Origin of the sequence: Bifidobacterium choerinum (assembly GCF_000741135.1) — a bacterium.
Taxonomy (GTDB): domain Bacteria; phylum Actinomycetota; class Actinomycetes; order Actinomycetales; family Bifidobacteriaceae; genus Bifidobacterium; species Bifidobacterium choerinum.
In genome coordinates, this window is sequence record NZ_JGYU01000004.1 from 93,870 (window position 1) to 117,534 (window position 23,665).

At 65.9% G+C, this 23,665-nt stretch carries 21 protein-coding genes; 10 read left to right on the forward strand and 11 right to left on the reverse strand.

Features of this window, described 5'->3' with window-relative positions; genetic code table 11:
• Positions 1-21: 21 nt before the first annotated feature.
• A complete protein-coding gene (gene uvrA, locus BCHO_RS04070) occupies positions 22-2,973 on the reverse strand; it encodes an excinuclease ABC subunit UvrA (RefSeq protein WP_024541328.1) in 2,952 nt (983 codons plus the stop codon).
• A gap of 371 nt (positions 2,974-3,344) precedes the next feature.
• Between uvrA and BCHO_RS04075 the strand changes: the two genes are divergently transcribed.
• The 3 genes from BCHO_RS04075 to BCHO_RS04085 all read left to right on the forward strand — a co-directional run bounded on the left by BCHO_RS04075 (position 3,345) and on the right by BCHO_RS04085 (position 6,687).
• On the forward strand, positions 3,345-4,343 hold the full coding sequence (locus BCHO_RS04075; RefSeq protein ID WP_024541329.1) for a hypothetical protein: 999 nt from the start codon (positions 3,345-3,347) through the stop codon (positions 4,341-4,343).
• A 92-nt stretch (positions 4,344-4,435) separates the two neighbouring features.
• A complete protein-coding gene (locus tag BCHO_RS04080; protein WP_237743034.1) occupies positions 4,436-4,897 on the forward strand; it encodes a uracil-DNA glycosylase family protein in 462 nt (153 codons plus the stop codon).
• Positions 4,898-5,085: 188 nt separating this feature from the next.
• The gene (locus BCHO_RS04085) at positions 5,086-6,687 is read left to right on the forward strand and encodes an ABC-F family ATP-binding cassette domain-containing protein (protein ID WP_024541331.1); all 1,602 of its coding nucleotides are present in this window, start codon (positions 5,086-5,088) and stop codon (positions 6,685-6,687) included.
• An 89-nt stretch (positions 6,688-6,776) separates the two neighbouring features.
• Here BCHO_RS04085 and BCHO_RS04090 read toward each other — a convergent pair whose 3' ends face one another.
• The 3 genes from BCHO_RS04090 to bsh all read right to left on the reverse strand — a co-directional run bounded on the left by BCHO_RS04090 (position 6,777) and on the right by bsh (position 9,806).
• Positions 6,777-7,835: a cation diffusion facilitator family transporter gene (locus tag BCHO_RS04090; protein WP_024541332.1), complete on the reverse strand. Its 1,059-nt coding sequence runs from the start codon at positions 7,833-7,835 to the stop codon at positions 6,777-6,779.
• An 83-nt stretch (positions 7,836-7,918) separates the two neighbouring features.
• Entirely contained in the window at positions 7,919-8,713 is a 795-nt protein-coding gene (locus BCHO_RS04095; RefSeq protein WP_081707999.1) for a carboxymuconolactone decarboxylase family protein, read from the reverse strand.
• Positions 8,714-8,861: 148 nt separating this feature from the next.
• Positions 8,862-9,806 carry a choloylglycine hydrolase gene (gene bsh, locus BCHO_RS04100; protein ID WP_024541334.1) on the reverse strand — a complete coding sequence of 315 codons (945 nt, stop codon included), beginning with the start codon at positions 9,804-9,806 and terminating at the stop codon, positions 8,862-8,864.
• Positions 9,807-10,143: 337 nt separating this feature from the next.
• Here bsh and BCHO_RS04105 point away from each other — a divergent pair, with 337 nt between their 5' ends.
• The 5 genes from BCHO_RS04105 (at position 10,144) to BCHO_RS04125 (ending at position 16,164) form a co-directional block, all read left to right on the forward strand.
• The gene (locus tag BCHO_RS04105) at positions 10,144-11,922 is read left to right on the forward strand and encodes a bifunctional ADP-dependent NAD(P)H-hydrate dehydratase/NAD(P)H-hydrate epimerase (protein WP_024541335.1); all 1,779 of its coding nucleotides are present in this window, start codon (positions 10,144-10,146) and stop codon (positions 11,920-11,922) included.
• Positions 11,923-12,002: 80 nt separating this feature from the next.
• Entirely contained in the window at positions 12,003-12,566 is a 564-nt protein-coding gene (locus BCHO_RS04110; RefSeq protein WP_024541336.1) for a redoxin domain-containing protein, read from the forward strand.
• Positions 12,566-14,338, forward strand: coding sequence for an FAD-dependent oxidoreductase (locus BCHO_RS04115; RefSeq protein WP_024541337.1), 1,773 nt, complete (start codon positions 12,566-12,568; stop codon positions 14,336-14,338). Before BCHO_RS04110 ends, BCHO_RS04115 begins: the two co-directional genes overlap by 1 nt.
• 186 nt (positions 14,339-14,524) lie before the next feature.
• Positions 14,525-15,157, forward strand: a complete 633-nt coding sequence (locus BCHO_RS04120) for an HAD family hydrolase (protein WP_024541338.1) — start codon at positions 14,525-14,527, stop codon at positions 15,155-15,157.
• A 77-nt stretch (positions 15,158-15,234) separates the two neighbouring features.
• Complete coding sequence (locus tag BCHO_RS04125) at positions 15,235-16,164, forward strand: LysR family transcriptional regulator (RefSeq protein ID WP_024541339.1); 930 nt, start codon at positions 15,235-15,237, stop codon at positions 16,162-16,164.
• Between the two features lie 197 nt (positions 16,165-16,361).
• On the opposite strand, the gene BCHO_RS04130 is transcribed toward BCHO_RS04125, so the two are convergent.
• Both BCHO_RS04130 and BCHO_RS04135 read right to left on the reverse strand, forming a co-directional pair.
• The gene (locus BCHO_RS04130; RefSeq protein ID WP_024541340.1) at positions 16,362-16,775 is read right to left on the reverse strand and encodes a type II toxin-antitoxin system HicB family antitoxin; all 414 of its coding nucleotides are present in this window, start codon (positions 16,773-16,775) and stop codon (positions 16,362-16,364) included.
• Positions 16,772-16,969: a type II toxin-antitoxin system HicA family toxin gene (locus BCHO_RS04135; protein ID WP_024541341.1), complete on the reverse strand. Its 198-nt coding sequence runs from the start codon at positions 16,967-16,969 to the stop codon at positions 16,772-16,774. The genes BCHO_RS04130 and BCHO_RS04135 overlap by 4 nt, the downstream gene beginning before the upstream one ends.
• A gap of 165 nt (positions 16,970-17,134) precedes the next feature.
• Here BCHO_RS04135 and BCHO_RS04140 point away from each other — a divergent pair, with 165 nt between their 5' ends.
• The gene (locus BCHO_RS04140; RefSeq protein ID WP_024541342.1) at positions 17,135-17,479 is read left to right on the forward strand and encodes a winged helix-turn-helix transcriptional regulator; all 345 of its coding nucleotides are present in this window, start codon (positions 17,135-17,137) and stop codon (positions 17,477-17,479) included.
• Between the two features lie 133 nt (positions 17,480-17,612).
• Here BCHO_RS04140 and BCHO_RS04145 read toward each other — a convergent pair whose 3' ends face one another.
• A complete protein-coding gene (locus BCHO_RS04145) occupies positions 17,613-18,044 on the reverse strand; it encodes a hypothetical protein (protein ID WP_024541343.1) in 432 nt (143 codons plus the stop codon).
• Positions 18,045-18,878: 834 nt separating this feature from the next.
• Here BCHO_RS04145 and BCHO_RS04155 point away from each other — a divergent pair.
• Positions 18,879-19,778, forward strand: a complete 900-nt coding sequence (locus BCHO_RS04155; protein WP_024541345.1) for an ADP-ribosylglycohydrolase family protein — start codon at positions 18,879-18,881, stop codon at positions 19,776-19,778.
• A gap of 8 nt (positions 19,779-19,786) precedes the next feature.
• On the opposite strand, the gene BCHO_RS04160 is transcribed toward BCHO_RS04155, so the two are convergent.
• From BCHO_RS04160 to BCHO_RS09675, 4 genes are all read right to left on the reverse strand, one after another.
• Entirely contained in the window at positions 19,787-20,161 is a 375-nt protein-coding gene (locus tag BCHO_RS04160; RefSeq protein WP_081707996.1) for a GNAT family N-acetyltransferase, read from the reverse strand.
• 130 nt (positions 20,162-20,291) lie between these two features.
• A complete protein-coding gene (locus BCHO_RS04165; RefSeq protein WP_024541346.1) occupies positions 20,292-20,495 on the reverse strand; it encodes a hypothetical protein in 204 nt (67 codons plus the stop codon).
• A complete protein-coding gene (locus BCHO_RS04170) occupies positions 20,492-21,661 on the reverse strand; it encodes a hypothetical protein (protein ID WP_024541347.1) in 1,170 nt (389 codons plus the stop codon). Before BCHO_RS04170 ends, BCHO_RS04165 begins: the two co-directional genes overlap by 4 nt.
• Before the next feature lie 658 nt (positions 21,662-22,319).
• The gene (locus tag BCHO_RS09675) at positions 22,320-23,624 is read right to left on the reverse strand and encodes a serpin family protein (RefSeq protein WP_081707997.1); all 1,305 of its coding nucleotides are present in this window, start codon (positions 23,622-23,624) and stop codon (positions 22,320-22,322) included.
• Between the last annotated feature and the right edge of the window lie 41 nt (positions 23,625-23,665).

Sequence of the window (23,665 nt, forward strand, 5' to 3'; positions counted from 1 at the left end):
TGGCCGACGGCGCCCTTCCGTTTATTTGCTATTTGATTGTCTGAGCAGCGGCTCGAGGAACTTGCCGGTCCACGATTCGTCGCATTCGACTACATGCTCCGGCGTTCCCTCGGCGACGATCGTGCCGCCGCCCTCGCCGCCTTCGGGGCCGAGGTCGATGATCCAGTCGGCCGACTTGACGACGTCGAGGTTGTGTTCGATGACGATGACGGTGTTGCCCTTGTCGACGAGTCCCTGCAGCACGACGAGGAGCTTGTTGACGTCCTCGAAGTGCAGGCCGGTCGTCGGCTCGTCGAGGATGTAGACGGTCCTGCCGGTACTCCGGCGCTGCAGCTCGGTGGCGAGCTTGACGCGCTGCGACTCGCCTCCGGAGAGCGTCGTCGCGGGCTGGCCGAGGCGGATGTAGCCGAGGCCGACCTGCACGAGCGTGTCGAGGTAGCGCGAGATCGACGGGTAGGCCCTGAAGAACTCGGCGGCCTCGCTGATCGGCATGTCGAGCACGTCGGCGACCGACTTGCCGTTGTACTTGACCTCGAGCGTCTCTCGGTTGTAGCGCTTGCCGTGGCATTCCTCGCAGTCCACGTAGACGTCCGGCAGGAAGTTCATCTCGATCTTGAGCGTGCCGTCGCCGTGGCAGGCCTCGCAACGGCCGCCCTTGACGTTGAACGAGAAGCGCCCCGGCCCGTAGCCGCGCACCTGCGCCTCGGGCGTCTTCGCGAACAGCGCGCGGATCTTGTCCCACACGCCGGTGTAGGTGGCCGGGTTGGAGCGCGGCGTGCGCCCGATCGGGTTCTGGTCGACGTGGATGACCTTGTCGCACAGGTCGACGCCTTCGACGCGCGTGTGCTTGCCGGGCACGATCCTCGCGCCGTTGAGCCGGTCGGCGAGCACCGGGTAGAGAATCTGGTTGACGAGCGTCGACTTGCCGGAGCCGGAGACGCCGGTGACGCAGGTCATGACGCCGAGCGGGAAGTCGACGGTGATGTCCTTGAGGTTGTTCTCGCGGGCGCCGACGACGCGCAGCCTGCGCGACTTCTTCGGCTTGCGCCGCCCCTTCGGCACCTCGATCCTGCGCCGGCCGGCGATGTAGTCGCCGGTGATCGAGCGTTTCGCGTCGACGAGATGGTCGGCGGGGCCCGAGTAGACGACCTCGCCGCCGTGTTCGCCGGCGCCCGGGCCGATGTCGACGAGCCAGTCGGCCGAGCGGATCGTGTCCTCGTCGTGTTCGACGACGATGAGCGTGTTGCCCAGGTCTCGCAGATGGTGCAGCGTGTCGATCAGGCGCGCGTTGTCGCGCTGGTGCAGGCCGATCGACGGCTCGTCGAGCACGTACATGACGCCGACGAGCCCCGAGCCGATCTGCGTGGCGAGGCGGATGCGCTGCGCCTCGCCGCCCGACAGCGTCTTCGCGGCGCGCGAGAGCGTCAGGTAGTTGAGGCCGACGTCGTTGAGGAAGCCGAGGCGTGCGCGGATCTCCTTGACGACCTCGCCGGCGATGCGCGCGGCCGGGCCGGTCAGGTCGAGCTCGTTGATCCATGTGAGGCTGCGTTCGGCCGGCATGTCGCACACGTCGGCGATCGACAGGCCGGCGACGGTCACGGCGAGGACCTCGGGCTTGAGGCGCTTGCCGTGGCAGGCGGCGCACGGCACCTCGCGCATGTACGACTCGTAGTACTGGCGGCGCTGCTCGGAGTCGGTCTCCTCGTGGCGGCGCATCAGCGAACGCACGACGCCCTCGAAGCCGGTCGAGTATTCGCGCATGCGCCCCCAACGGTTGCGGTACGAGACGGTGACCTTGAAGTCCTTGCCGTACATGATCGCCTGGCGGACCTCCTCGGACAGGTCCTTCCACGGCGTGTCCAGGTCGAATCCGAGTTCGGAGCCGAGGCCTTCGAGCACATGGCGGTAGTAGTCGCCGGTGGACTTCGTCATCATCCACGGCTCGATCGCGCCCTCGTTGAGCGTCTTGTCCGGGTCGGGCACGACGAGCTCGGGGTCGATCGCGAGGCTGAAGCCCAAGCCCGTGCATTCGGGGCAGGCGCCGTAGGGCGCGTTGAACGAGAACGTGCGCGGCTCGATCTCGTCGAGTTCGAGCGTGTGGCCGTTGGGGCACGCCATGTGCTCGGAGAACGGCACGCGCCGGTCGGGCGCGTCGGCGTCGCGGTCGACGAAGTCGGCGACCATGAGCCCCTTCGCCAGACGCAGCGCCGTCTCGACGGAGTCGGTGAGACGCTGGCGGATGCCGTCGCGCACGACGAGGCGGTCGACGACGACCTCGATCGTGTGCTTCTTCTGCTTGGCCAGGCTGATGTCGTCGGACAGCTGGCGCATCTCGCCGTCGATGAGCGCGCGGGCGTAGCCGTCGCCGCGCAGCAGCTCGAGCAGGTCCTCGAACTCGCCCTTGCGTCCGCGCACGACCGGCGCGAGGATCTGGAAGCGCGTGCCCTCGGGGTTCGCCAGGAGCCTGTCGACCATCTGCTGCGGCGTCTGCGCGCTCACCTCGGCGCCGCACACCGGGCAGTGCGGCACGCCGGTGCGCGCGAAGAGCAGGCGCAGGTAGTCGTAGATCTCGGTGATCGTGCCGACGGTCGAACGCGGGTTGCGGTTCGTCGTCTTCTGGTCGATCGAGACGGCCGGGCTCAGACCCTCGATGAAGTCGACGTCGGGCTTGTCCATCTGGCCGAGGAACTGGCGCGCGTAGGCGGACAGCGATTCGACGTAGCGGCGCTGGCCCTCGGCGAACAGCGTGTCGAAGGCCATCGACGACTTGCCCGAGCCGGATAGGCCGGTGAAGACGACCATGCGGTTGCGCGGGAACTCGAGGTTCGCGTTCTTGAGGTTGTGCTCGCGCGCGCCCTGGATGACGATCTTGAGGTCGTTGGGCAGATGGCCGATGTCCGCGATGAGCGAACCGTGCTCCTCGCGCAACGGCGCCTTCGCCAGCTCGCGGCTCAGGAAGGTGTCGCTCGACATGACGCGTTCGAGGACCGCGCGCGACGCCTGTGCTTCATGTTCTGCTGCCAATGGATTCTCCGCCTTTCGATTCCCGTGTGGGTCCCTCCGCGCACCCGTCCCGCGGGCGTGCAGGCAACACAAGGATAGCGCATCGCGGCGAAAAAATCGAACACCTGTTCGAAATCTTCGCATGGCCGCGCGCCGGCGTGTCGCCGACGGCGCCGCACGGCCGCCGCGCGTTCGCCCACGGGACGAAAAACGACGCCGCGCCGCGCGCAGCCGCCCGCGTTTCGCCTACGCTGGAAACCGACACATGGCCGCGCGCCGCCCCATGCACGCCGGCGCGCGGCCGCAACGGAGGAAACGGACACGACGAAGGAGCGAGAACCATGGCAGACAACAACACGCACGGCGCACCGCCGCGCAGGACGGACGCCGCATCCCCGCAGCCGCCCGAGGCGCGGCGGACCGGCCGCGGCGGGAACGGCAGACGCGAACACGACGTCGAGATGATCGTCGCCTGGGTCTCCTTCGCCGCGCTCATCGTCGTCATGGCGCTCGCGCAGGCCGGCGTCCTCGTGCACGTGGACATGAACGACGCCCGCCAGCGCGTGCACTCGTGGTTCTCGGCGCCGCGCTACGTGCAGCTCATCTGGATCCCCGTCTACCTGCTGCTCGCCGTGTGGCTCGTGCGCGTCGGCAACGGACGCCGGCACGCAAAACGGCTCGGCCGCGCGCGCTTCACGATGCTCGGCGCGCTGTTCACGGCCGCCTGCCTCGTTGGCGTCGGCTGGGTGTTCGCGTGGGCCTTCAAGAACTACCCCGCCTCGGTCACGCTCATCGTCGTGCAGACGGCGCTCGTATGGACGCTGTGGTTCCTCTCCCGGCGCGACGACGCGAGCGTGTGGGGATGGGCGCCGTTCTCACTGTGGGGCTCGTGGCTCATCGTCGAGACGCTCGTCGACATTGCGCGCGCCGTCACCTACTACGTCTCGAAGGACGGCGCGATGAGCGGCACGGCCCAGTCCGTCGCCACGATCGCGCTCGCGCTCGCGCTGCTCGCCGCCGCATGCCTTGCGCGCTTCCGCTTCGACGACTGGGTCTTCGGCCTCGTTTCGCTGTGGTCGGTCGTCGGCATCGCGATCCATCTGATGGACGTCTCGAAGTTCACGGCCGTCGTCATCATCGCGCTCGCCGCCGTGACGGCCGTGTTCATGTACGTGCCGTGGAAGCGCGTCTCCGGCAGGCTCGGCACGATCGAGCCGCGCAGGCAGGAGCCGACGAAGGTGCAGCGCGAGGCGAAGCGCTCGCTGGACGCGCCGCACGTCGAGGACTTCCATGCCGACGTCGCCGGGACGGACGGCCGCCGCGAGGGGGCGTCGCGGTGAGCGCGAAGGATCACGACGGACGCTGGACGCGCGTCGAGCACGGCTTCCCGCCGCTGTTCGACGCGCGTTCGCGCATCCTCTTCCTCGGCACGATGGCCAGTCCGAAGTCGCGTGAGGCCGGGTTCTTCTACATGCATCCGCGCAACCGTTTCTGGCCGATCATGGACGCGTTGTTCGCCGACCCGTCCGATCCGTCGGACAGGGTGGGCACGAGCGTGGAGTCGCGCCGCGCGTTCGCGCTCAGGCACCGTTTCGCGCTGTGGGACACCGTCGAATCGTGCGAGATCCTCGGGGCGTCCGACGCGTCAATCCGCGACGTCGTGCCGAGCGACCTGACGCCGATTGTGCGCGGATCGCGAATCCGGCACATCTATCCGTGCGGCGCGAAGGCGGCGCAGCTGTACGAACGCCACTGCCGGCCGATGCTGCTCGGCGCCGGCATCGACCTGCCGGCCACGCCGCTGCCGAGCACGTCGCCGGCCTACGCGGCGAAGACGCTCGACGACCTGATCGCGGTCTACCGCGGACGTGTGGACATGGCGGACTTCGACTAGCCGCCGACGGCGACGCGCGCCCCGCATATGCCATGTACGCCGTCGGCGGGCGTTCATGGGCGCGTTTATGATGGTCTGCGCACGAGCACGCCCGACGCCGTTTCATACAGGGACGGGCGTTTTCACGACAACAACCATTGGACGAACGGACGAACATCACGGACCTTATGGTCGGGAGACGGTGACGCATGGCAATCGAAGTACAGGGACTGGAGATTCAGATCGGCGCGCGCACGCTGCTGCATCCGACGAGCTTCCACGTCGCCAAGGGCGACAAGATCGGCCTCGTGGGACGCAACGGCGCCGGCAAGACGACGCTGACGCGCACGATCACCGGCGAGCTGCTGCCGACGGCCGGCACGGTGCGCGTCACCGGCAAGCTCGGCTACCTGCCGCAGGACACGCACGCCGACGACCCGGAGCAGTCGGCGCTCGACCGCATGATGAGCGCGCGCGACATCGCGACGATCATCCGGCGCATCCGCAAGGCCGAGAAGGGGATGACCGACCCGGACCCGGACGTGATGACGAAGGCGATGAACCGCTACGACAAGGCGATGCAGGACTTCGAGAAGGCCGGCGGCTACGCCGCGCAGTCCGAGGCGCAGGCGATGGCGGCGAGCCTGGGGCTGCCTCAGGACGTCATGGCCCGCCCGCTCGGCACACTCTCCGGCGGCCAGCGCCGCCGCATCGAACTCGCCCGCATCCTGTTCTCCGACGCGGACACGCTCATCCTTGACGAGCCGACGAACCACCTGGATGCCGACTCGATCGAATGGCTGCGCGGCTTCCTCAAGAAGTACGAGGGCGGCTTCCTCGTCATCTCCCACTCGGTCGAGCTGCTCGACGAGGTCGTCAACAAGGTGTGGCACCTCGACGCGCAGACCGCGCAGATCGACATGTACTCGCTCGGCTACAAGGCGTACCTGCACCAGCGCGCCGTCGACGAGGAGCGCCGCCGTCGCGAACGCGAGGTCGCCGAGAAGAAGGCGGAGCGACTCATGCAGCAGGGCATCCGCCTGCACGCCAAGGCGACGAAGGCCGTGGCCGCGCAGAACATGATGCGCCGCGCCGAGAAGCTGCTCAGCGAAACGAGCGGCGAGCAGAAGAAGGAGAAGGTCGCCGACATCCGCTTCCCCGAGCCGGCCCCGTGCGGACGCACGCCGATCATGGCGAAGGACATCTCGAAGGCGTACGGCGACAACATCGTCTTCGCCGGCGTCAACCTCGCGATCGACAAGGGGTCGCGCGTCGTCATCCTCGGCTACAACGGCGCCGGCAAGACGACGACGTTGCGGCTGCTCGCCCATATCGACGAGCCAGACACCGGCACGGTCGAATACGGCCACGGCGCGAAGATCGGCTATTTCGCGCAGGAGCACGACACGCTCGAACTGGACATGACGGTCCTCGAGAACCTGCAGCATGTGGCGCCCGAGCTCACCGACACGCAGGCGCGTTCGATCCTCGGCTCGTTCCTGTTCTCCGGCGACGACGCGTTCAAGCCGGCGCGCGTGCTCTCCGGCGGCGAGAAGACGAGGCTCGCGCTCGCCACGCTCGTCACGTCGCGCGCGAACGTGCTGCTGCTCGACGAGCCGACGAACAACCTCGACCCCGCCTCGCGCGCCGAGATCCTCAAGGCGATCTCGAAGTACGAGGGCGCGATCGTGCTCGTCACCCACGACGAGGGCGCCGTCGAGGCGCTGCGCCCGGAACGCGTGCTGCTGATGCCCGACGGCGACGAGGACCTGTGGAACGACTCCTATCTCGAGCTCGTCGCCGAGGAGTGAGGGCGCGACCGTCCTTCCCGCATGCATAAAAGAGGGACCGGGGCCCATGGCATGCCATGGGCCCCGGTCCCTCTTTTATGCATGCGCGTTCAGTCGAGGTCGACCGGCTCGTCGGGCGTGCCGGCCTGGGAGGCGCGCATGATGTCCGGTTCGACGTAGATCTCCCAGTTGTACCACGGCATCGACTCACGCACCGACCGTTCGATCTTGTTGACGGTGTCCACGTCGTAGTCGCGGTCGAGCTTGGAGGTCTGCACCTTGAGGCATAGCAGGATGTTGTCCTCGGACATGTGCACGGACTGCATGTTGATGAGGTCCTCGACGCCTTCGGTGCCTTCGACGGCCTTGATGATGCGCTCCTGCGTCAGCGCGCTGACCGATTCGCCGATGAGCAGCGAACCCGCCTTGTAGGCGAGCAGCAGCGAACCGACGATCAGGACGACGCCGACGCACATGCCGCCGAGCGCGTCGTAGAGCTCGTCACCGGTGGCGATCGCCAGGCCGATGCCGAGGAACGCGAAGGCCAGGCCGATGAGCGCGAGCGTGTCCTCCATGATGACCGAGGCGAGATCGGCGGATTTCGTCACGCGCCAGAACCTGTAGATGCCCATGTGCGGCATGCCGGTGTGCCGCATGCGTTCGTTCGATTCCTTGATCGACTGGTGCAGGCCGTAGCCTTCGAGGCATGCGGAGATGACGACGACGATGAGCGCGACGACGAGTTCGCCGCGGTTGGCGTCGCGGATGGCGGGGTTCTCGAGCACGTCGCCGACCTTCTTGAGCGCCTCGCTCGTCGAGAAGAAGCCGCCGACGAAGAACAGCAGCGTCGCGACGACGAAGGACGCGAGGTATTTGACGCGGTACCAGCCGAAGGGGTGCTGCGCGTTCTTGCGCCGTCTTCTGGCGACGCGGTCGCCGGCCATCAGCACGATCTCGTTCGAGCAGTCGGCGATCGAATGCACCGATTCCGAGAGCATCGACGACGATCGCGTGAACAGGAACGCGCCGAGCTTGGCGACGGCGACGCCGATGTTCGCCGCGAGGGCGGCCTTGACGGCCGCCCCCTCATGCTTGCGTTCTTGCTGCACGCCGACGCCGCCATGCGGTGCCGCGCCCCGTGTGGTGTCCTTCGCGCTGTCTGCCGTCATGTCCTCGTTTCTTTCCTCGTTGCGGTCGTTGTTGGCGCTACGACCGTTGTAGTCGTTTCGCCGCGCGGGCGCACGGCGCGGCGTCATGCGTCGCCGCGGTCCGTGTCCGGCTCGTGCGCCGCCGGCATCCCGTCGTCCTCGCCCCGTTCTCCGATGGCCGCGCGGATGCAGGCGATCGCATTGAGCGCGCGCGGGTATCCGATGTACGGCAGGCATTGCGAGACGACGGCGATGAGGAAGTGCTCGCCGTTGCCCAGACGCAGGTTGGCCTGGATGTGCGCGCGCACCTGCGCCTCGCAGCCGCCTTGGGCGACGAGCAGGCAGAACGTGACCATCTCGCGCTGGGCGAGCGTCAGGCCGCCGCGCGTGTAGTAGTCGCCGAAGCAGGCGTCGGTGAGCCAGGCGTTGATGTGCCGCGTGTCCTCGGGACCCTTGCGATGGAAGTCCTTCATCACGTCGCCGAACAGGCGTATCTCGACCTGTTCGCCGCGTGCCATGCGTTCGTCGTCGGCGACGGTGGCCTGGCCGGGCAGCGGCATCGCGACGTTTTCGGCGTTGAGGAAGTCGTTGAGCTTCTTCAGATAGGGCAATGCGTGGGCGAATCCGGCGTAGGGCGTGGCCTGGTAGACGACCTCCTTGAGCTGGACCGACGTGACGCCCGCCTGGTAGGCGATCGGCAGCATCATCTCGAACGCGTCCATGCCCTGCGCGCCGATGATCGAGGCGATGATCGCGAGGCACCGGTCGGCCTCCCCCAGCTTCGGGTCGTTCGCCTCGGGTTCGTGCACGACCTCGTCGTAGGCGAATCGGGAGAACAGCTCGATGTACTCCGGGTCGGTCTGGGCCAGGGTGCGGTCGTCGTTCCAGAAATGGTTCATCTTCTTGTGCAGCTCCTCGAACACTGCATGCCTCCTGCCCGGTCGTGTGGCCCCGCCGCGCCCACGGACGTGCGGCGCCGACGGGGTTGCCGGCGATGTTCGTCGGACGAGGCCGCCATGGCACCGGTCCATGGCGGCCTCGCATGGGTCACTTCGTCTGCAGCTTGTTGCTCGTCGCGTCGAAGTCGCTCACCGGCGTCGCCACGATCGTCGGATCGTCGTAGGTGGCCATGTAGTAGGTCTTCGTCCTCGCCGAGTAGCCGCTCGTGAACATCGTCTTCTCGTACTGGCCGTCGGCCATCGCGCTCATGCCTTCGACCATCGCGGCGCTCGACAGCGTCTTGAACAGGCGGGTGACGTTGTCCTTCTCGCCCTGCTTGTCCGGATAGTGCGCGTTCGCATAGGCGATGCGCACGAAGCGGGACATCGAGTTCGGGTCGCCCGGCAGGCCGTGGGCGCTCAGTCCGGCGCCCCACGGCTTGAGTTCGGCGCCGCCCCACCTGACGGGCTTGACCATCATCGGCGTGCAGTTGATGTAGTTGATGAGGTTCTGGCGGTGCACCGGGAATTCCGGCTGGTTCGTCATGACGTCGACGTCGTCGTCGTAGACGTGCATGCCGCTCGCCGTGTATTCGACGACGATGCTGCGCGTCGCGTCGGCGACGATCCAGTGCAGCATCGACACCGGGTACCGGTCGTTGATCGGCTTGCCGACGATCGTCACGTTCTTGAGCGCCTCGGCGACGTCGTCGACGCTCGTGAAGCTGCGCGCCACCCACAGCGGGAACTCGTAGGCGGCCACGTTCGTCGTGAAGTTGACGCTGTCTTCGGCGTACTGCGCGTAGCCGGGGAAGTTGAGGCCGGCGACGGCCAGGCCGGCGTCGTTCGCGCAGTCGAAGTAGAGCGGCGTGTCGTCGACGACGATGCCGACGCCGATGACGGCGTGGTTACGGTCCTTGGCGTTGAACGCCGGCTGGTAGTTGTAGTCAGCCGGCGTGTACACGATCTTCTCGCCGTATCCGCACTCCCAGTCGAGATTGCGACCGAAGTAGAGGTTGCCTTCGGCGTCGACGAAACGCACTGCACTGCACATGATGATGTTCCTTTCCTGTTCACGGGCCCGCGCACGCGTCCCGCGTCCGATCGCGCACGCCGCGCCGGAGGGCATGACGTACGTCGCGGCCGCCATTATAGGGGGCGGAGGCGCGCGGACATGCACGTTATCGTTGTCAGATGAAGCGGCGGCATGACACGCCTCGACGTGCTCCCCGCCGTTCGGCCGGTGGCGCACACGGCGCGCGGCACTAGAGTAGATGGTGTATGTGTTGTCCCTTCCCGGCCATGCGCTCGCACGTCGCGGGAAGGCGGGGAAAGGACCGACGATGAACGATCAGCGCATGAACGGCTCCGGTGCGGCGAGGACGCAGACCATGGAGGAGAACGAGGAGGGGGCGCGCACCGACATGCTGTGCTCGTCCGCCTACGACGTGGCGACGGTGCGCGCGCTCGAACGCCCGCTGCTCGACGACGGCGCGCCGCTCATGCGCATGGCCGCGGCCGCCGCCGCCCGGCACATCCTCGACGTCGTCGACGAACAGGACTGGGATGCGGAGTCCCTGCGCGTATGCGTGCTCGCCGGCGCCGGCGACAACGGCGGCGACGGCCTGTACTGCGGCGCAATGCTCGCCGGCGAAGGCCTCAACGTGACGGCGATCGCCGTGGGCCGTTCGCTGCACGACGAGGCGTACGCCGCGTTCCGCAAGGCCGGCGGCCACGTCTTCACGCTCGACCCGAACGCGCACATCCCCGGCGCCTCCGTCGGATTCTCCTCCGGCGAGGCCGGCGCCCGCCTCGAACAGGCCGTGCGCTTCGTCTCGCGCGCGCACATCATCGTCGACGCGATGACCGGCATCGGCGTCAACGGCGCGTTGCACGGCATCCCCGCCGCCATCGCCGAAGCCGTCGGCACGCACGGCGTACCCGAACGCGTCGCCCTGCCCGACGACGAGCTCGACATCGAATTCCCCTTCGTGCTCGCCATCGACACGCCCTCCGGCATCGGCGTCGACGACGGCACGCTGCCCGGCGCATACATCCCCGCCGACGCGACGATGATGTTCGGCGCGCTCAAGCCGTGCGCGATGCTGCCTCCCGCCTGCTACGTATGCGGACGGATCACGCTCGTCGACTTCGGCTTCGACGTCGACGACGTCGACCCGGACGTCGAGATCGTCGACCGCGCCTTCGCCCAGTCCGCGATCCGCATCCCCCGCCTCGAGGACGCCAAATACGGACGCGGCGTGACCGGCCTGATCACCGGCTCCGACGCCTACCCCGGCGCCGCCGTCATGTCCACATGCGCCGCCGCGCGCTCGAACATCGGCATGGTGCGCTACCTCGGTCCCGAACGCGCGCAGGACCTCGTGCTGCGCGCACTGCCCGAAGCGGTCGTCGGCAAAGGCCACGTGCATTCCTGGGTCGTCGGCTGCGGCATCCCCGACGGCGAGCACGACGACGGACGCGACCTGCAGCGCACCCGTGCCAAGGCCCTGCTCGCCCACTACTCGCTCGACGGCGACGAGGAGGCGCGGCGCGCCGCGCTCGCGATGCCGCCGGTCGTCGTCGACGCCGGCGCCCTCGACCTGCTGCCCGCACACGTGCCCGCCCACGTCGTCGTCACGCCCCACGCCGGCGAGATGGCGTCGCTGCTCACCCGTCTCGGCGAGCCGACCGACGCCGCTGACGTGGCCGCACGTCCTCTGACCGCCGCACGCCGCGCCTGCGAACTGACCGGCGCGACCGTGCTGCTCAAAGGCGCGATGACCGTCATCGTCGGCGCCGACGACGCCGGCTCGACGCGCACGCTCGTCTGCGGACGCGCGCCGGCGTTCCTCGCCACGGCCGGCGCCGGGGACGTGCTCGCCGGCATCGTCGGGGCGATGCTCGCCCAACAGGCCGACGAGGTCGTCGCCGACCCCTCGCTCGCCGCCGAGGTTGTCGCCGGCGCCGCCTACGTGCACGGGCTCGCCGCCGCGCTCGCCTCGCACAGCGACCAGCACGCCTGGAACGAGCCGGCGTTGTTCACCGACGGCGACGAGGACACGCATGAGGCCGCCGAGGCGGTCGGCCACCCGATCGTCGCGATGGACGTCGTCGACGCGCTGCCCGACGCCTTCGACATGCTCAACGCGACCGCGCACTACGAGTGACGCGCGCACGCGCACAGAACCGCACCACCCATGACGGACGCCCGGAAGCGCCCGCCGCACAGATACAGAAAGGAACCATCATGACACTGCTGCAGCACGACGTCATCGACTTCACCCTCCAGGCCTATCAGAACGACGCCATCCGGACGGTACGCAAGGCAGACCTGCTCGGCCACTGGTCGGTGCTCTTCTTCTACCCGGCCGACTTCTCCTTCGTCTGCCCGACCGAACTCGAGGACCTCGCCGACCACTACGACGCGTTCAAGCAGGCCGGCTGCGAGATCTACTCGGTCTCCTGCGACACCCAATGGACGCACAAGGCATGGCACGACGCGAACGAGAAGATCGGCAAGATCGCCTTCCCGATGCTCGCCGATCCCACCGGCGCGCTCGCGCGCGACCTCGATACCTACGACGAGCACACCGGTCTGGCCGAACGCGGCGACTTCATCATCGACCCCGAAGGCCGCGTCGTCGCCTACGAGGTCACCTCGTCGAACGTCGGCCGCGACGCCGCCGAGATCCTGCGCCGCGTCAAGGCCTCCCAGTTCGTCTACGAGCACACCGACCAGGTGTGCCCGGCCAAATGGGAGCCCGGCGACAAGACGATCAAGCCGAGCCTCGACCTCGTCGGAGAGCTGTGATGAGCACGCCCGGACAGGACTTCTACGACGCGGTCGTCATCGGCGGCGGCCCCGCGGGACTCACGGCGGCGATGTACCTCGCACGCGCACGCTACCGTACGCTCGTCGTCGAAAAGGACGACTTCGGCGGCCAGATCACGATCACCGACGAGGTCGTCAACTACCCCGGCGTCCCGACGACCGACGGGCATGCGCTCGCGTCGGCGATGCGCCGGCAGGCGCAGGACTTCGGCGCCGAGCTGCGCACGGCGGACGTGACCGGCATCGACGTGCTCGACGACGGCGTCAAACTCGTGCACACGACGCGCGGCGACGTGCGCGCCTTCGCCGTCGTGCTCGCGATGGGCGCCGCGCCGCGCCGCGCCGGATTCGCCGGCGAACGCGAATACATGGGCCGCGGCGTCGCCACCTGCGCGACCTGCGACGGCGAGTTCTTCGCCGGCCGGGACGTCCTCGTCGTCGGCGGCGGCTTCGCGGCGGCCGAGGAATCGGTGTTCCTGACGCGCTACGCGCGCAAGGTCACCGTGCTCGTGCGCGAGGACGACTTCACCTGCGACGCGCAGGTCGCCGACCGCGCGAAGCGCGACCCGAAGGTCGACGTCCTCTACCACACCGAGCTCGAAGGTGTCGAAGCCGGCGAACGCGGCCTCGTCGAAGCGACGTTGCGCGACGCGCACACTGGCGAACGGCGCCGCTGGCAGCCGCAGGACGACGGCACGTTCGGCGTCTTCGTCTTCGCCGGCTACGTGCCGCAGACCTCGATCGTCGACGGCTTCGTGCGCCTCGACGACGACGGCTACGTGATCTGCGACCCGACGACGCTCGAGACGTCGGTGCCCGGCGTCTACGCCGCCGGCGACCTGCGCGCCAAGGACCTGCGGCAGGTCGTCACCGCCACGGCCGACGGCGCGATCGCCGCCGTGCACGCCGAACAGTACGCGGCCGACATGTCCAGACGCACCGGCGTCGTCCCCGAACGCCCGTCCGTCTCCGTCTACGAGCGCAGGGAACGCGAGGAGCGTGCGAAGACCCCGCCGGAAACGACGGTCGCGCCCGTGTCCAGCGACGCCGACGACACGCCCGCGCCGCAGGTCGGCTCGTTCTTCGACGACGACGTGCGCACGCAGCTCGCGATGGTCTTCGCGCGCATGGAGAAGCCGGTCACGTTGCAGCTGCAGCTCGACGACACGCCGCTGAGCGTCGAACTCAGGGCCTTCGTCGACGAGCTCGTGCGTCTCGGCGGCGGCAAGCTCGCGATGATGGCCGACCGGGTCGAACGCGTCGACGAGCATGGCCGCGGCGTCTTCAACGCGTCGCTGCCGCTGCCCTTCGCCGCTCCGGTCGTCAGCCTGCTCGTGCGCAACGGCGCCGGAGACCTCGTGCCCACCGGCATCGCGTTCCATGGCGTGCCCGGCGGCCACGAGTTCAACTCCTTCGTGCTCGCGCTGTACAACGCGGCCGGCCCCGGACAGCCGCTGCCCGACGACGAACGCGCGCGCATCGAGGCGATCCACGAACCGGTCGACGTGATGCTGTTCGTCTCGCTGACATGCACGATGTGCCCGGAGACGGTGCGCGCCGCCCAACGCATCGCGTCGCTCAACCCGAACGTGCGCGCCGAGGCGTACGACATCGCGCACTACCCCGAGCTCAGGGAACGCTACGGCGTCATGAGCGTGCCGTGCATCGTCGTCACGCGCGGCGGCGCGCGGCGCACCGACTTCGGCAGGAAGGGCGTCGCGCAGATGCTCGACCTCATCGAACACGTCTGACGGCCGTACATTCCGTGCATGAGGAGGATTCCCGTCTTCGGGAATCCTCCTCGCATATCCGCACGGCATCCGCCATATGCGCCATGTCCGCGATATGTACCGCACGGCGGCGCAAATCGACGCCCGTGCAGTACACTGGCGATGTCGTTTTTCATCTTCACCCAATCCAGCCAAGCGAGGTTCCCGATGGCCGATGCCCGTCCGATCACCGATGTCGTCTTCGATTTCTGCGGCGTGCTCGTCGACTGGCAGTGCCACTGCGCGCTCGACGGGCATGTGGACGCCGCGCTCGTCGAACGCATCTGCGCCGACGACGACCCCTGCGGGTTCTTCCACTACGAGGACCTGATGGATGGCGGCATGCGCCTCGACGACGTGCTGCCGATCGTCGAGAGGGAGCACGGCAAGGACATCGCCGGCATCTACCGCTACTACATCGAGCACTACGGCGACGCGCTGCCGGCAATGGTCCTGGGCATGGAAGGGCTGCTGCGCGACCTGAAGGCCGCGGGCGTGCACGTGTGGGGACTGACGAACTGGGCCGAGGAGACCTTCCATTTCGCCTTCGAACGCTTCCCGCAGCTCGAGGAGCTGCTCGAGGGCACCGTCGTCTCCGGCGTCGAGAGGCTGCACAAGCCCGAGGCGCCGATCTACCGTCTCGCTGAGGAACGGTTCTCGCTCGACCCCGCGACGACGGCGTTCGTCGACGACACGGCGAAGAACGTCGTCGGCGCCGAGGCGCTCGGCTGGCGCGGCGTCCGCTTCACCGACGCGGACGGCGCGCGCGACGCGCTGCGTACGCTCGGCGCGGCCATCTGACGTATCGGACGGCGGTCACTCGGACATACCACTCGGGCATATCATCGGGACGCGGAACAGGAAAGGACGGGCGTCGCATGGCCACATTGCTCCAGCTCAAGTACATCGTCAAGATCGTCGAATGCGGCTCGATGAACGAGGCGTCGCACATGCTGTACATCTCGCAGCCGGCGCTGAGCTCGTCGGTCAAGGAACTCGAGAACGAGCTCGGCATCGAGATCTTCACACGCTCGTCGCAGGGCATCGCGCTGACCGTCGACGGCGCCGAGTTCCTCACCTATGCGCGCCAGGTGCTCGACCAGGTCTCGCTGATGGAGGAACGCTACAAGAACGCGAAGCCGCGCAAGCAGCTGTGCTCGGTCTCGACGCAGCATTACATGTTCGCCGTCGAGGCCTTCGTCAAGATGATCGAATCGATCCGTTCGGACGAATACGAGTTCACGATCCGCGAGACGCGCACGCGCGACATCATCAACCAGGTCGCGAACATGCGCTCGGACATCGGCATCCTGTACCTGTCCGACTTCAACAAACAGGTCATCGGCAAGCTGCTGCGCGAGAAGCATCTCGAGTTCCATCCGCTGTTCCGCGCGCCGCTGCATGTGTTCATCGCGCGCACGAACCCGCTCGCGATGAAGAAGAAGGTCACGATGGAGGACCTCAGGCCCTTCCCGTTCATCCAGTACGAGCAGGGTGAGGAGGGCAGCTTCTACTTCGCCGAGGAGGCGGTGTGGCCGGACCAGTCCCCCAAGCAGATCAACGTGACCGACCGGGCGACGATCCTCAATTTCATCATCGGCCTCAACGGATACACGGTGTGCACCGGCATCGACAACGGCGACCTCAACAACGAGAAGATCGTGACGGTGCCGCTCGACACCGACGTGACGATGCTCGTCGGCTGGATCTCGCACGAGCGCGCGAAGCTGACGAAGCCGGCGCAGGTGTACCTCGACAAGCTCAAGGACGTGCTCGCCGAGCACGGCTACGACGTCATCGAGCAGTGAGCGCATCCCCGCGGGCGCGGACTTGGTCCCGCGGGACGCCGTCAAGGCGTCATCCGGCCTCCATACGGGCGTATCTGCGATTTTGGGGTGGGACAGGTGCGGTATCTCCCGACGTGTCATCGACCTGCGGCCCGACACGCCGGAGGTTATACCCGGCCGCCCCACCCCAAAATCGCAGATACGTCCCGTGATTCGGATCAGGCCATCGTCTGCTGCCGATATTCGGATTCCAGAGCGTCCCGCAATGTATGCGAGTAGTTCAGATTCCGCCGAGAAGCCCACGTATCCAGCCATGCGGGGATGGTGACGTTTTTGCGTACGGCGCGGCGGCCGTATTTCTCCGCATAGGCATCCATGTCCAGAAGAATCAGGGCCTTCTGCGCGTTCACATCTTCCGTGTCGACGTCCATCAGCGCCGTGGCCCGCGGAGCCGGTCTTCCGTCCTCCAGTTCGGTGAGGACCCATCCGCATGCGGCATCCTGCACCATCTCCATCGTCTCGCTCAGGCTAGAACCATAGGTGACCAGACCGGGCATGTCAGGAACGGTCGCGACATAGCCGCCTCCGTCTTCCTCATAGGGTTCGAGAATGACCGGGTACGTCAGCTTCATTTCGTGCTCCTTCTCTGTATGCCCGCCTGCTTCCATATCGCCTTCACGACGGCCGGAGGCAAATCGCCTCGGTGATTCGGCACGGTCACCTTGCCCTGCTTGTGAGGGCGGACGTATTGCCGGTGGCTGCCGACCTGTGCTTTGATCTGCCAGCCATCCTGAAGAAGGATGCGCTCCACCTCTCTGAATCTCATATCATAAGTATACGCATTATGCGCATAAGATGCAATACGTCTATGGGGAAGCCCCTCTTCTAGATGCTTGTGATGTTGTGGTCATGTTGGCGCTTGTCTCGGTGGTTTGGGAAGTGATGCTTACTAACCGTAAGTACCTGTATATTCATGTGGTATAATGGGCTTATGCAGGACATCGACATCTTCTCCAAGGACTGCCCAACCCGCTTCAACCTGTCGGTCATCAGCGGCAAATGGGGGCTGCCCATCATCCTGGCGCTGGCGGACCATTCGCTGCGCTTCAGCGAACTGGTGCGCACGATCGGCGGCATCAGCGAACGCATGGCGTCGCAGACGCTCAAGTATCTGGAACGCTGCGGCGTAGTACGCCGGCGCGTCGTGCAGCATGCGAAGCCGCCGCAGGTGTACTACGAACTCACGCCGCTGGGACGGCAGTTCGTCGCTCCCCTCTCCCAGCTCGTCGAGATCGCGAACCGCAACGTGGACGCGTTGATCTATCATCACGACTGATCCGCAGGACGTCAGGGCCTATCCGTCACGGAGTGGTGTGCGCGAATTCTCAATTTCGTCCTTGCAGTGTTGGTTCGGCTGGATGTCCATGGCGTCGGCGGGCTCTCGTTGTTCCGTGTACCCTGTATCCGGATCAGTCGTTGGCGGCGTCGGGAAGGGGCGGCAGCGGCGGCATGCTGATGAATGTCGCTGTCGGCTGTGTCGGCTCGGCGGTTGGCGCTGACTGTGCCGGCACTGCTGGTTCGGCGACTGCTAACCCGGCTGCTGGCGCCGGCTGCGCGTAGGCGATCGGCGCGGATTGTGCTGTAGGCAGCGACCTGGCGACGAGCGGCTGTTCCCATGCGTATATTGCTTGAAGGTAGGCGACGGTGCGATCTGAGTTCCGTGCGATCACCGCGATGTTCTCGAATCTCTTGATGAAGGCGAGCAGCAGGAACGCGAGGATCGCTCCCAGCGCTATGCCTGCGAACAGATAGGCGGCATTGTCGGTCGCGTTCGTCAGCACGCCGCCGGCGATTGCGGGGACGAGTGAGAGCAGTGCGACGGCCACCTTGTAGAGAACCACATATTCGAATCCGTATGACCGCGTTCGTTTGACGGCGTCGGGACGGCATACTGATCTGCCTGTTCGGGGGCGGGCGTTTCTTCGGTGACCGGATTGGGCGCGGCGTTCGTTCCTGTCGGATCCGGTGGGTTGAAGTAGTCGTTCGTGCAATGGTCCTGCGGATAGAGTCCGAATGGCATGGTCATAGTGTCCCCTTCCTGCCCGCGTGCGTGGTTTCCCGTCTCCGCGCATCTTTTTTCACTGTACATCGAGGCTGTATGGCTTTCAAGTGGATGGATTCGGCGCGGCATTCGTCCGTCACCGCGGATGCTCCGGCATGCTCGTTGGATGACGAACAGAGGCTCCCCGCCAAGCTCACCGACACCGACCTCGGCGAGCCGCCCCCGATCCTCGGCAATTGGTGCGAGCGTATGCGATCCTTGATGTTGACGCGCGCATAGTTCCGGCTGCGTCGTCGCCTTTCAATGTGTGGTTGCACATCCTAGGGGAAGATGCGGCGCCGTACGAGCCGGCTCACATACGCCTGCGAGCGCAGTGGTCTGGTGCTGTGTTGTCCGCATATGCCTTCTCCTTCTTGCTTTCCGATGCCGGACACCGACGATGGCATCGTCGCTCGTCGGCATGGCGTCCGTGCTGTTCGGGAGTTCGCAGCGTGCCGGTTCTCCGTCCCGGACGATCTTGTGCGCAGACGCAGGCACGCACGGCTATGACCTCGCCGCGCGCATTGATGACGTGTGTCGCGCATTCGTCCGTGCCGGCCTTGTGATGCGGCTACACTACTGAAGCAACGTCGGGCGGGGACGTCCGATCGGTGGAGGATCCAAGGAGGGCATCATGTTCGGAGCGATCATCGGCGACATCGTCGGTTCGAAGTACGAGTGGCATCCGATCAAGACGAAGGATTTCCCGCTGTTCTCCGACGGCTGCCGTTTCACCGATGACACGGTGATGACCTGCGCCGTGGCCGAGGGCGTCATGAACGGCGGCGGCGCCGACGACTTCATCGCCGCGATGAAAAAGTACGGCCGCATGTATCCGCACGCCGGCTACGGCGGCCGCTTCCGGCGGTGGCTCGCCTCGGACAGTCGCGAACCCATCGGCAGTTTCGGCAACGGTGCCGCGATGCGCGTCTCCCCCTGCGGCTGGATGATGGACTGCGGATTCATGGCGCGCACCGGTTTCATGCCGATCGTCGGCCGTCAGCTGGCCGAACGTTCGATAGCCGTGACGCACGACCATCCCGAAGGCATCAAGGGTGGCATGGCCGTCGCCGACGCGATCTTCCTCGCACGCTACTGGTTCGGCGGCTGCCACGGCGAGTTCGAGCGAAGCATCGCCGACGATCCAGCCGAATGCAGGCAGCGCATCCGCGACTACATCAACCACGAGTACGGCTACAACATGAGCCTGCCCATCGACCGCATCCGCCCCGCGTACCGTTTCGACGTGACCTGCCAGGGTTCGGTGCCCGAGGCGATCTGCTGCTTCCTCGACAGCGACGGCTTCGAGGACGCGATCCGCAACGCCGTCTCCTTGGGCGGCGACAGCGACACGCAGGCCGCGATGGCCGCGAGCATCGCGCAGGCCGCCTACGGCATCCCCGACGACATCGCCGAGCAGGCGCTCTCCTACCTGCCCGGCCCGCTGCGCGACGTGCTCGAACGCTGGGACGACTTCTACCGCGAGCGCGACAAGCCGCCGCTGTTCTTCGAGCATCGTCCGTTGGCCGCGTAGCCGGCGGCTCATGTGTCGATGCGGGTGATGGCGCACAACGCCTTGTCGCGGTAGGTGAGGCCGTCGCGTGCGCTGAAGCCGAGGCGCTGCCAGAACGCGTTGCCTGCGTCGTTACGTGAGAATACGACGAGGGCGACTTTGATGATCCCTTCATCCGCGAGCGCGTGCAGCGTCGCGTTGACGAGCGCGGTGCCGATGCCTTGGTGTTGGTGTTCGGGGCTGACGGCGGTGTGGTAGACGTAGCCGCGTCGTCCGTCGTGTCCTGCGAGGATGGCTCCGTCGATGATGCCGTCGCTGGTTTCGCGGACGAAGCTGGTGGTGGGGTTGCGTTCAAGGTATCTGGTGATGCCCTGACGTGAGTCGTCGATGGTGTTGAGTCCCATGCCGGGGCATGAGGTCCAGCATGTGACGACGGCGCGTAATCGTCGGGTGTCATGATGCGGATCATGTGGGTTCCTTTGCGGGTCGTCCGTCGGGTTTTCGTTGGCGAGGGCGGCGAACGTTTCGGGGATTCTATTTCCCCTTCCCGCCCCCGAATAACTTCAATGCGATGCCGACTACTACGCCAGCACCGCCCATCAATGCCGCGCCGATTTTCGCGATGGCCATCTTCTTGTCCGCCGCCGCTGCGATGCATGCGTCGCAGCGGTCCTCTTTGGCGCTTCGTGGGATCTCCGCGCCGCAGGTCGCGCATGTCCTCTTCTTGCGGATGCTCATGCTTCCTCCTTGTATGGTTCGATGTCTGCTGCTTCGACTGTGTCCTCGACGTCGTCCGTCGATGCTCTCGTTTCGATGTCGTCCTTTTCGCTGTAGTCGTCTTTGCCATCCTGTGGCGGACGGTATGCCACGAGCAGCTGTTCGGGTATGCTCTGCCCTGCCGACAGTGCTCCCAGTTGTATCGTGCGTTGGGCGATCGCGTCGAATTCGTCGACGATGTCGGGACGTTTCTCCTCCACCGGCAGCCGTGAATCGATTCTGAGGATTGTGTCGCGGTCGTCGAGTTGTTCCGTTTCGATGAAGAATGCGAATTCCTTCATCGCACGTCGTGCCGCATCCGTATCGCCGAGCGCCATGTGTCCCGCGGTTTCCACACGTACACCGTTGAGGATGCCGGCGATGTCGTCGTACGCCATGCGCGCCTCGATTTTACCGCGTTCCTTCTTCGATTTGCCTTTGAGCAGGTCGCCGAAGATGAGCTGCGCCTCGTTCTGGTCGGCGTTGCCTTCGATGACGTTCAGGCAACCATGCAGGTGACGCATCAACGCGCGTTTGGCTTCGGTGCCGGCGCCGATTGCGATCATGATCGCCTGTTCGCGTCTGCGTCCGTCGGTGATTTTCAACGACTGATTGAGCTGGTCCCATGCGGCGTCCGCCTTGGCGAGGCGGTCCTGCTGCAGTTCGCCGCGGATCTGGGCGATCTGCTCCTGCACGTTCTCCAGCTGGCTCATGATCATCGCGAGCGCGGCCTGCGTCTCCAGATGCTGCAGGTTGGGCAGCAGTTCGGGCATCGTCACGGTTTCCTTGAGGCGCACTTTCTGCACGAAGCGTCCATGTTGACCTTTGAGATCCGGCAGGAGCCGTCCCATCTTGTCCCTGTTGAAGAAGATCTGTCCCTCGTCGAGCAGCTTCTCATAGTATTTCGGGATGTCCGCGACCCATTGCTTCTCGCTGCGCGCCATGCCGGTCACGACTTCGGCGAAGGCGGGAAACACGGTCCGCACCCACGTCCAGTCCTTGAACGCGTCCCAGATCTTTCTGTTGTCCTCGGGGGTGAAGTCGACGCGACGCGTGCCCATCGTCTTGGTGCGTGGATCCCAGCGTTCGATTTCGAACTGCAGCTGCGGGGCGGGTTCGTAGACGGCCTGCGCGCCGATGGGCCGCATCGGGTCGTCGCCGACATATCCGCAATAGGGTCATATGCGCGCCTTGGCTGCGATGTGCGTGCCGCATTCGGGGCATTGGATCATGGGCATGATGCGTTCCTTCCCTGACTTCATCGTCGATCGACTTCCCTATGACCGTCCGCGAGCGCATGCGTCGTTATGGACGGTCTGTCGATGTTGTGGCCAGTATACCAATTATCGGGAGGCGATTCTTCCGAAGGAGCCGCGTTGCGGAATGGGCGCAGGGCCGTCCATGGCTCATTTCACCTGATAGACTTACGCTTGTGTCAAGCGTAACCACCGGATAAGGAATGCCCAGATCAAGGACAATCAAACGCATGATGCCCCTCCGAGGAGGGGCATCACCGAGAGTACTTCGTCAATACATCGCTGCGTATTGACTACTCCGCCAGTATATTCATGCCACGATGACAAAGAGCCGCCGTCGTGAAGCCGCTATTTGTGGCGCGCTGCATTGCATCCGATCATCGGCGCATCTGGACGGGTGCATATGACGGTACCGCCTTCGTCTGATAATCCAGCGACCAGCGTCAAAGCCCCGTTCATCATATGCCGACTTCCCCCTCCCCGAGCATCATCCGCTTCTCAACCGTCCGCGAGCGCACGCGGCTTCTCCCGACGTCGTCTGAGCCGCCCATCACAGGTTGCGTACGGCTCCGATGAACAGCAGCAGCCTGTCGCGCGTCATCAGCGCGTACATGAACGGGCGGTCCACATTGAATGCGATCATATGTCCCCATTGCGGGACGGCGCCCGGCACGCAGATGCCCGTGTAGACGACGGCTCTCGCCCTATGCTCGTTGACTTCGATGCGTGTGCCCTGCATGATGTCGCCGATGACGGCCGGTCCGTCGCATAGACGTGAGAAGTCGGCATGCACGGGGTCGAACGCGTCGGTGACGCCCGATGCGCGTAGCATACCGATGATGGTCGCACCGCTGATGTCGCCGTCGATCTCGAAGCGCGGGAGCGCCACGTTCGCCGTGACGATGTTCGCGTAGATGGGCATGCCTGCGGGGTTCGTGCGTGCGGCAAGCTTGGCTTTGAGCCTGTCCATGCCGACGAGTTCCTGCCTGTCCTCCTGCGGCATGGCGGACGTCCGTTCCGTGACGAACGCGCGGCGCAGCGCCACGGGGTCCTTGAGCAGGGTCTCGAGGTTGTCCGGGTCAGGCAGCACGATGCGCAGTTCGCCGCCGTCGTCGAAGGGAATGTCGAGCCGTTCCCAGCCGTAGGTCTCGTCACACAGGTAGAGGACGTCCTCGCACAATCCGTGCATGAACGGGACCTTCGTATCGGCGTGACCGCCATGGAACACTTCGGACGTGGTGTCTTCGATCCTGAACGGCTGCTTCCAACGTCCGTCGGCATACACGGTGTTCACGATGGCCAGCGATTCGGATCCGTCGCATTCGACGATCGGGCGCAGCATCCCCTTGGTGCGCCTGCCGATCCAGTCGCCGATGATTCCGCCGGCGTTGGAATCCGAGAAGTCGATGCCGTTGACCTCCGCACCGAACATACTGTTCATGTCATCGACGAATGTACGGCGCGGCGTCAGCGTATCCCCGACCCATACGGAATCGTGCACCGCCGTCACCGACTTGGCGTTCGGCCGGCGACGGTTGATCGATGCGACGAGCACACGGTACTGCTCCGCATCCAATCCATCGATGCCGAGCGTATCGCCAGTTGTTCGAGCGTGCGTCCATGCGCGCCCTGTGCGGCCATCGCCAATACAATCCACAGCGAGACCGGCGAATAGTTCACGTTTCCCCTGACGTCCGCGACAGACGTGAGCACGCTCGCCGCCGAACGGTATGCGAAGCCGACGCGCGTACCATTCCCTTCGTCGCGGTTCCTGAGCACATCGAGGATGCGATCGTCGCTTTCCATCACTCCCCCAATCGTTACCGTATCCGATATGGGAATCCGCCCGGCTCATCCTGATCGATTCGATGAGCCAGGCGGATTTCCTGCATACGT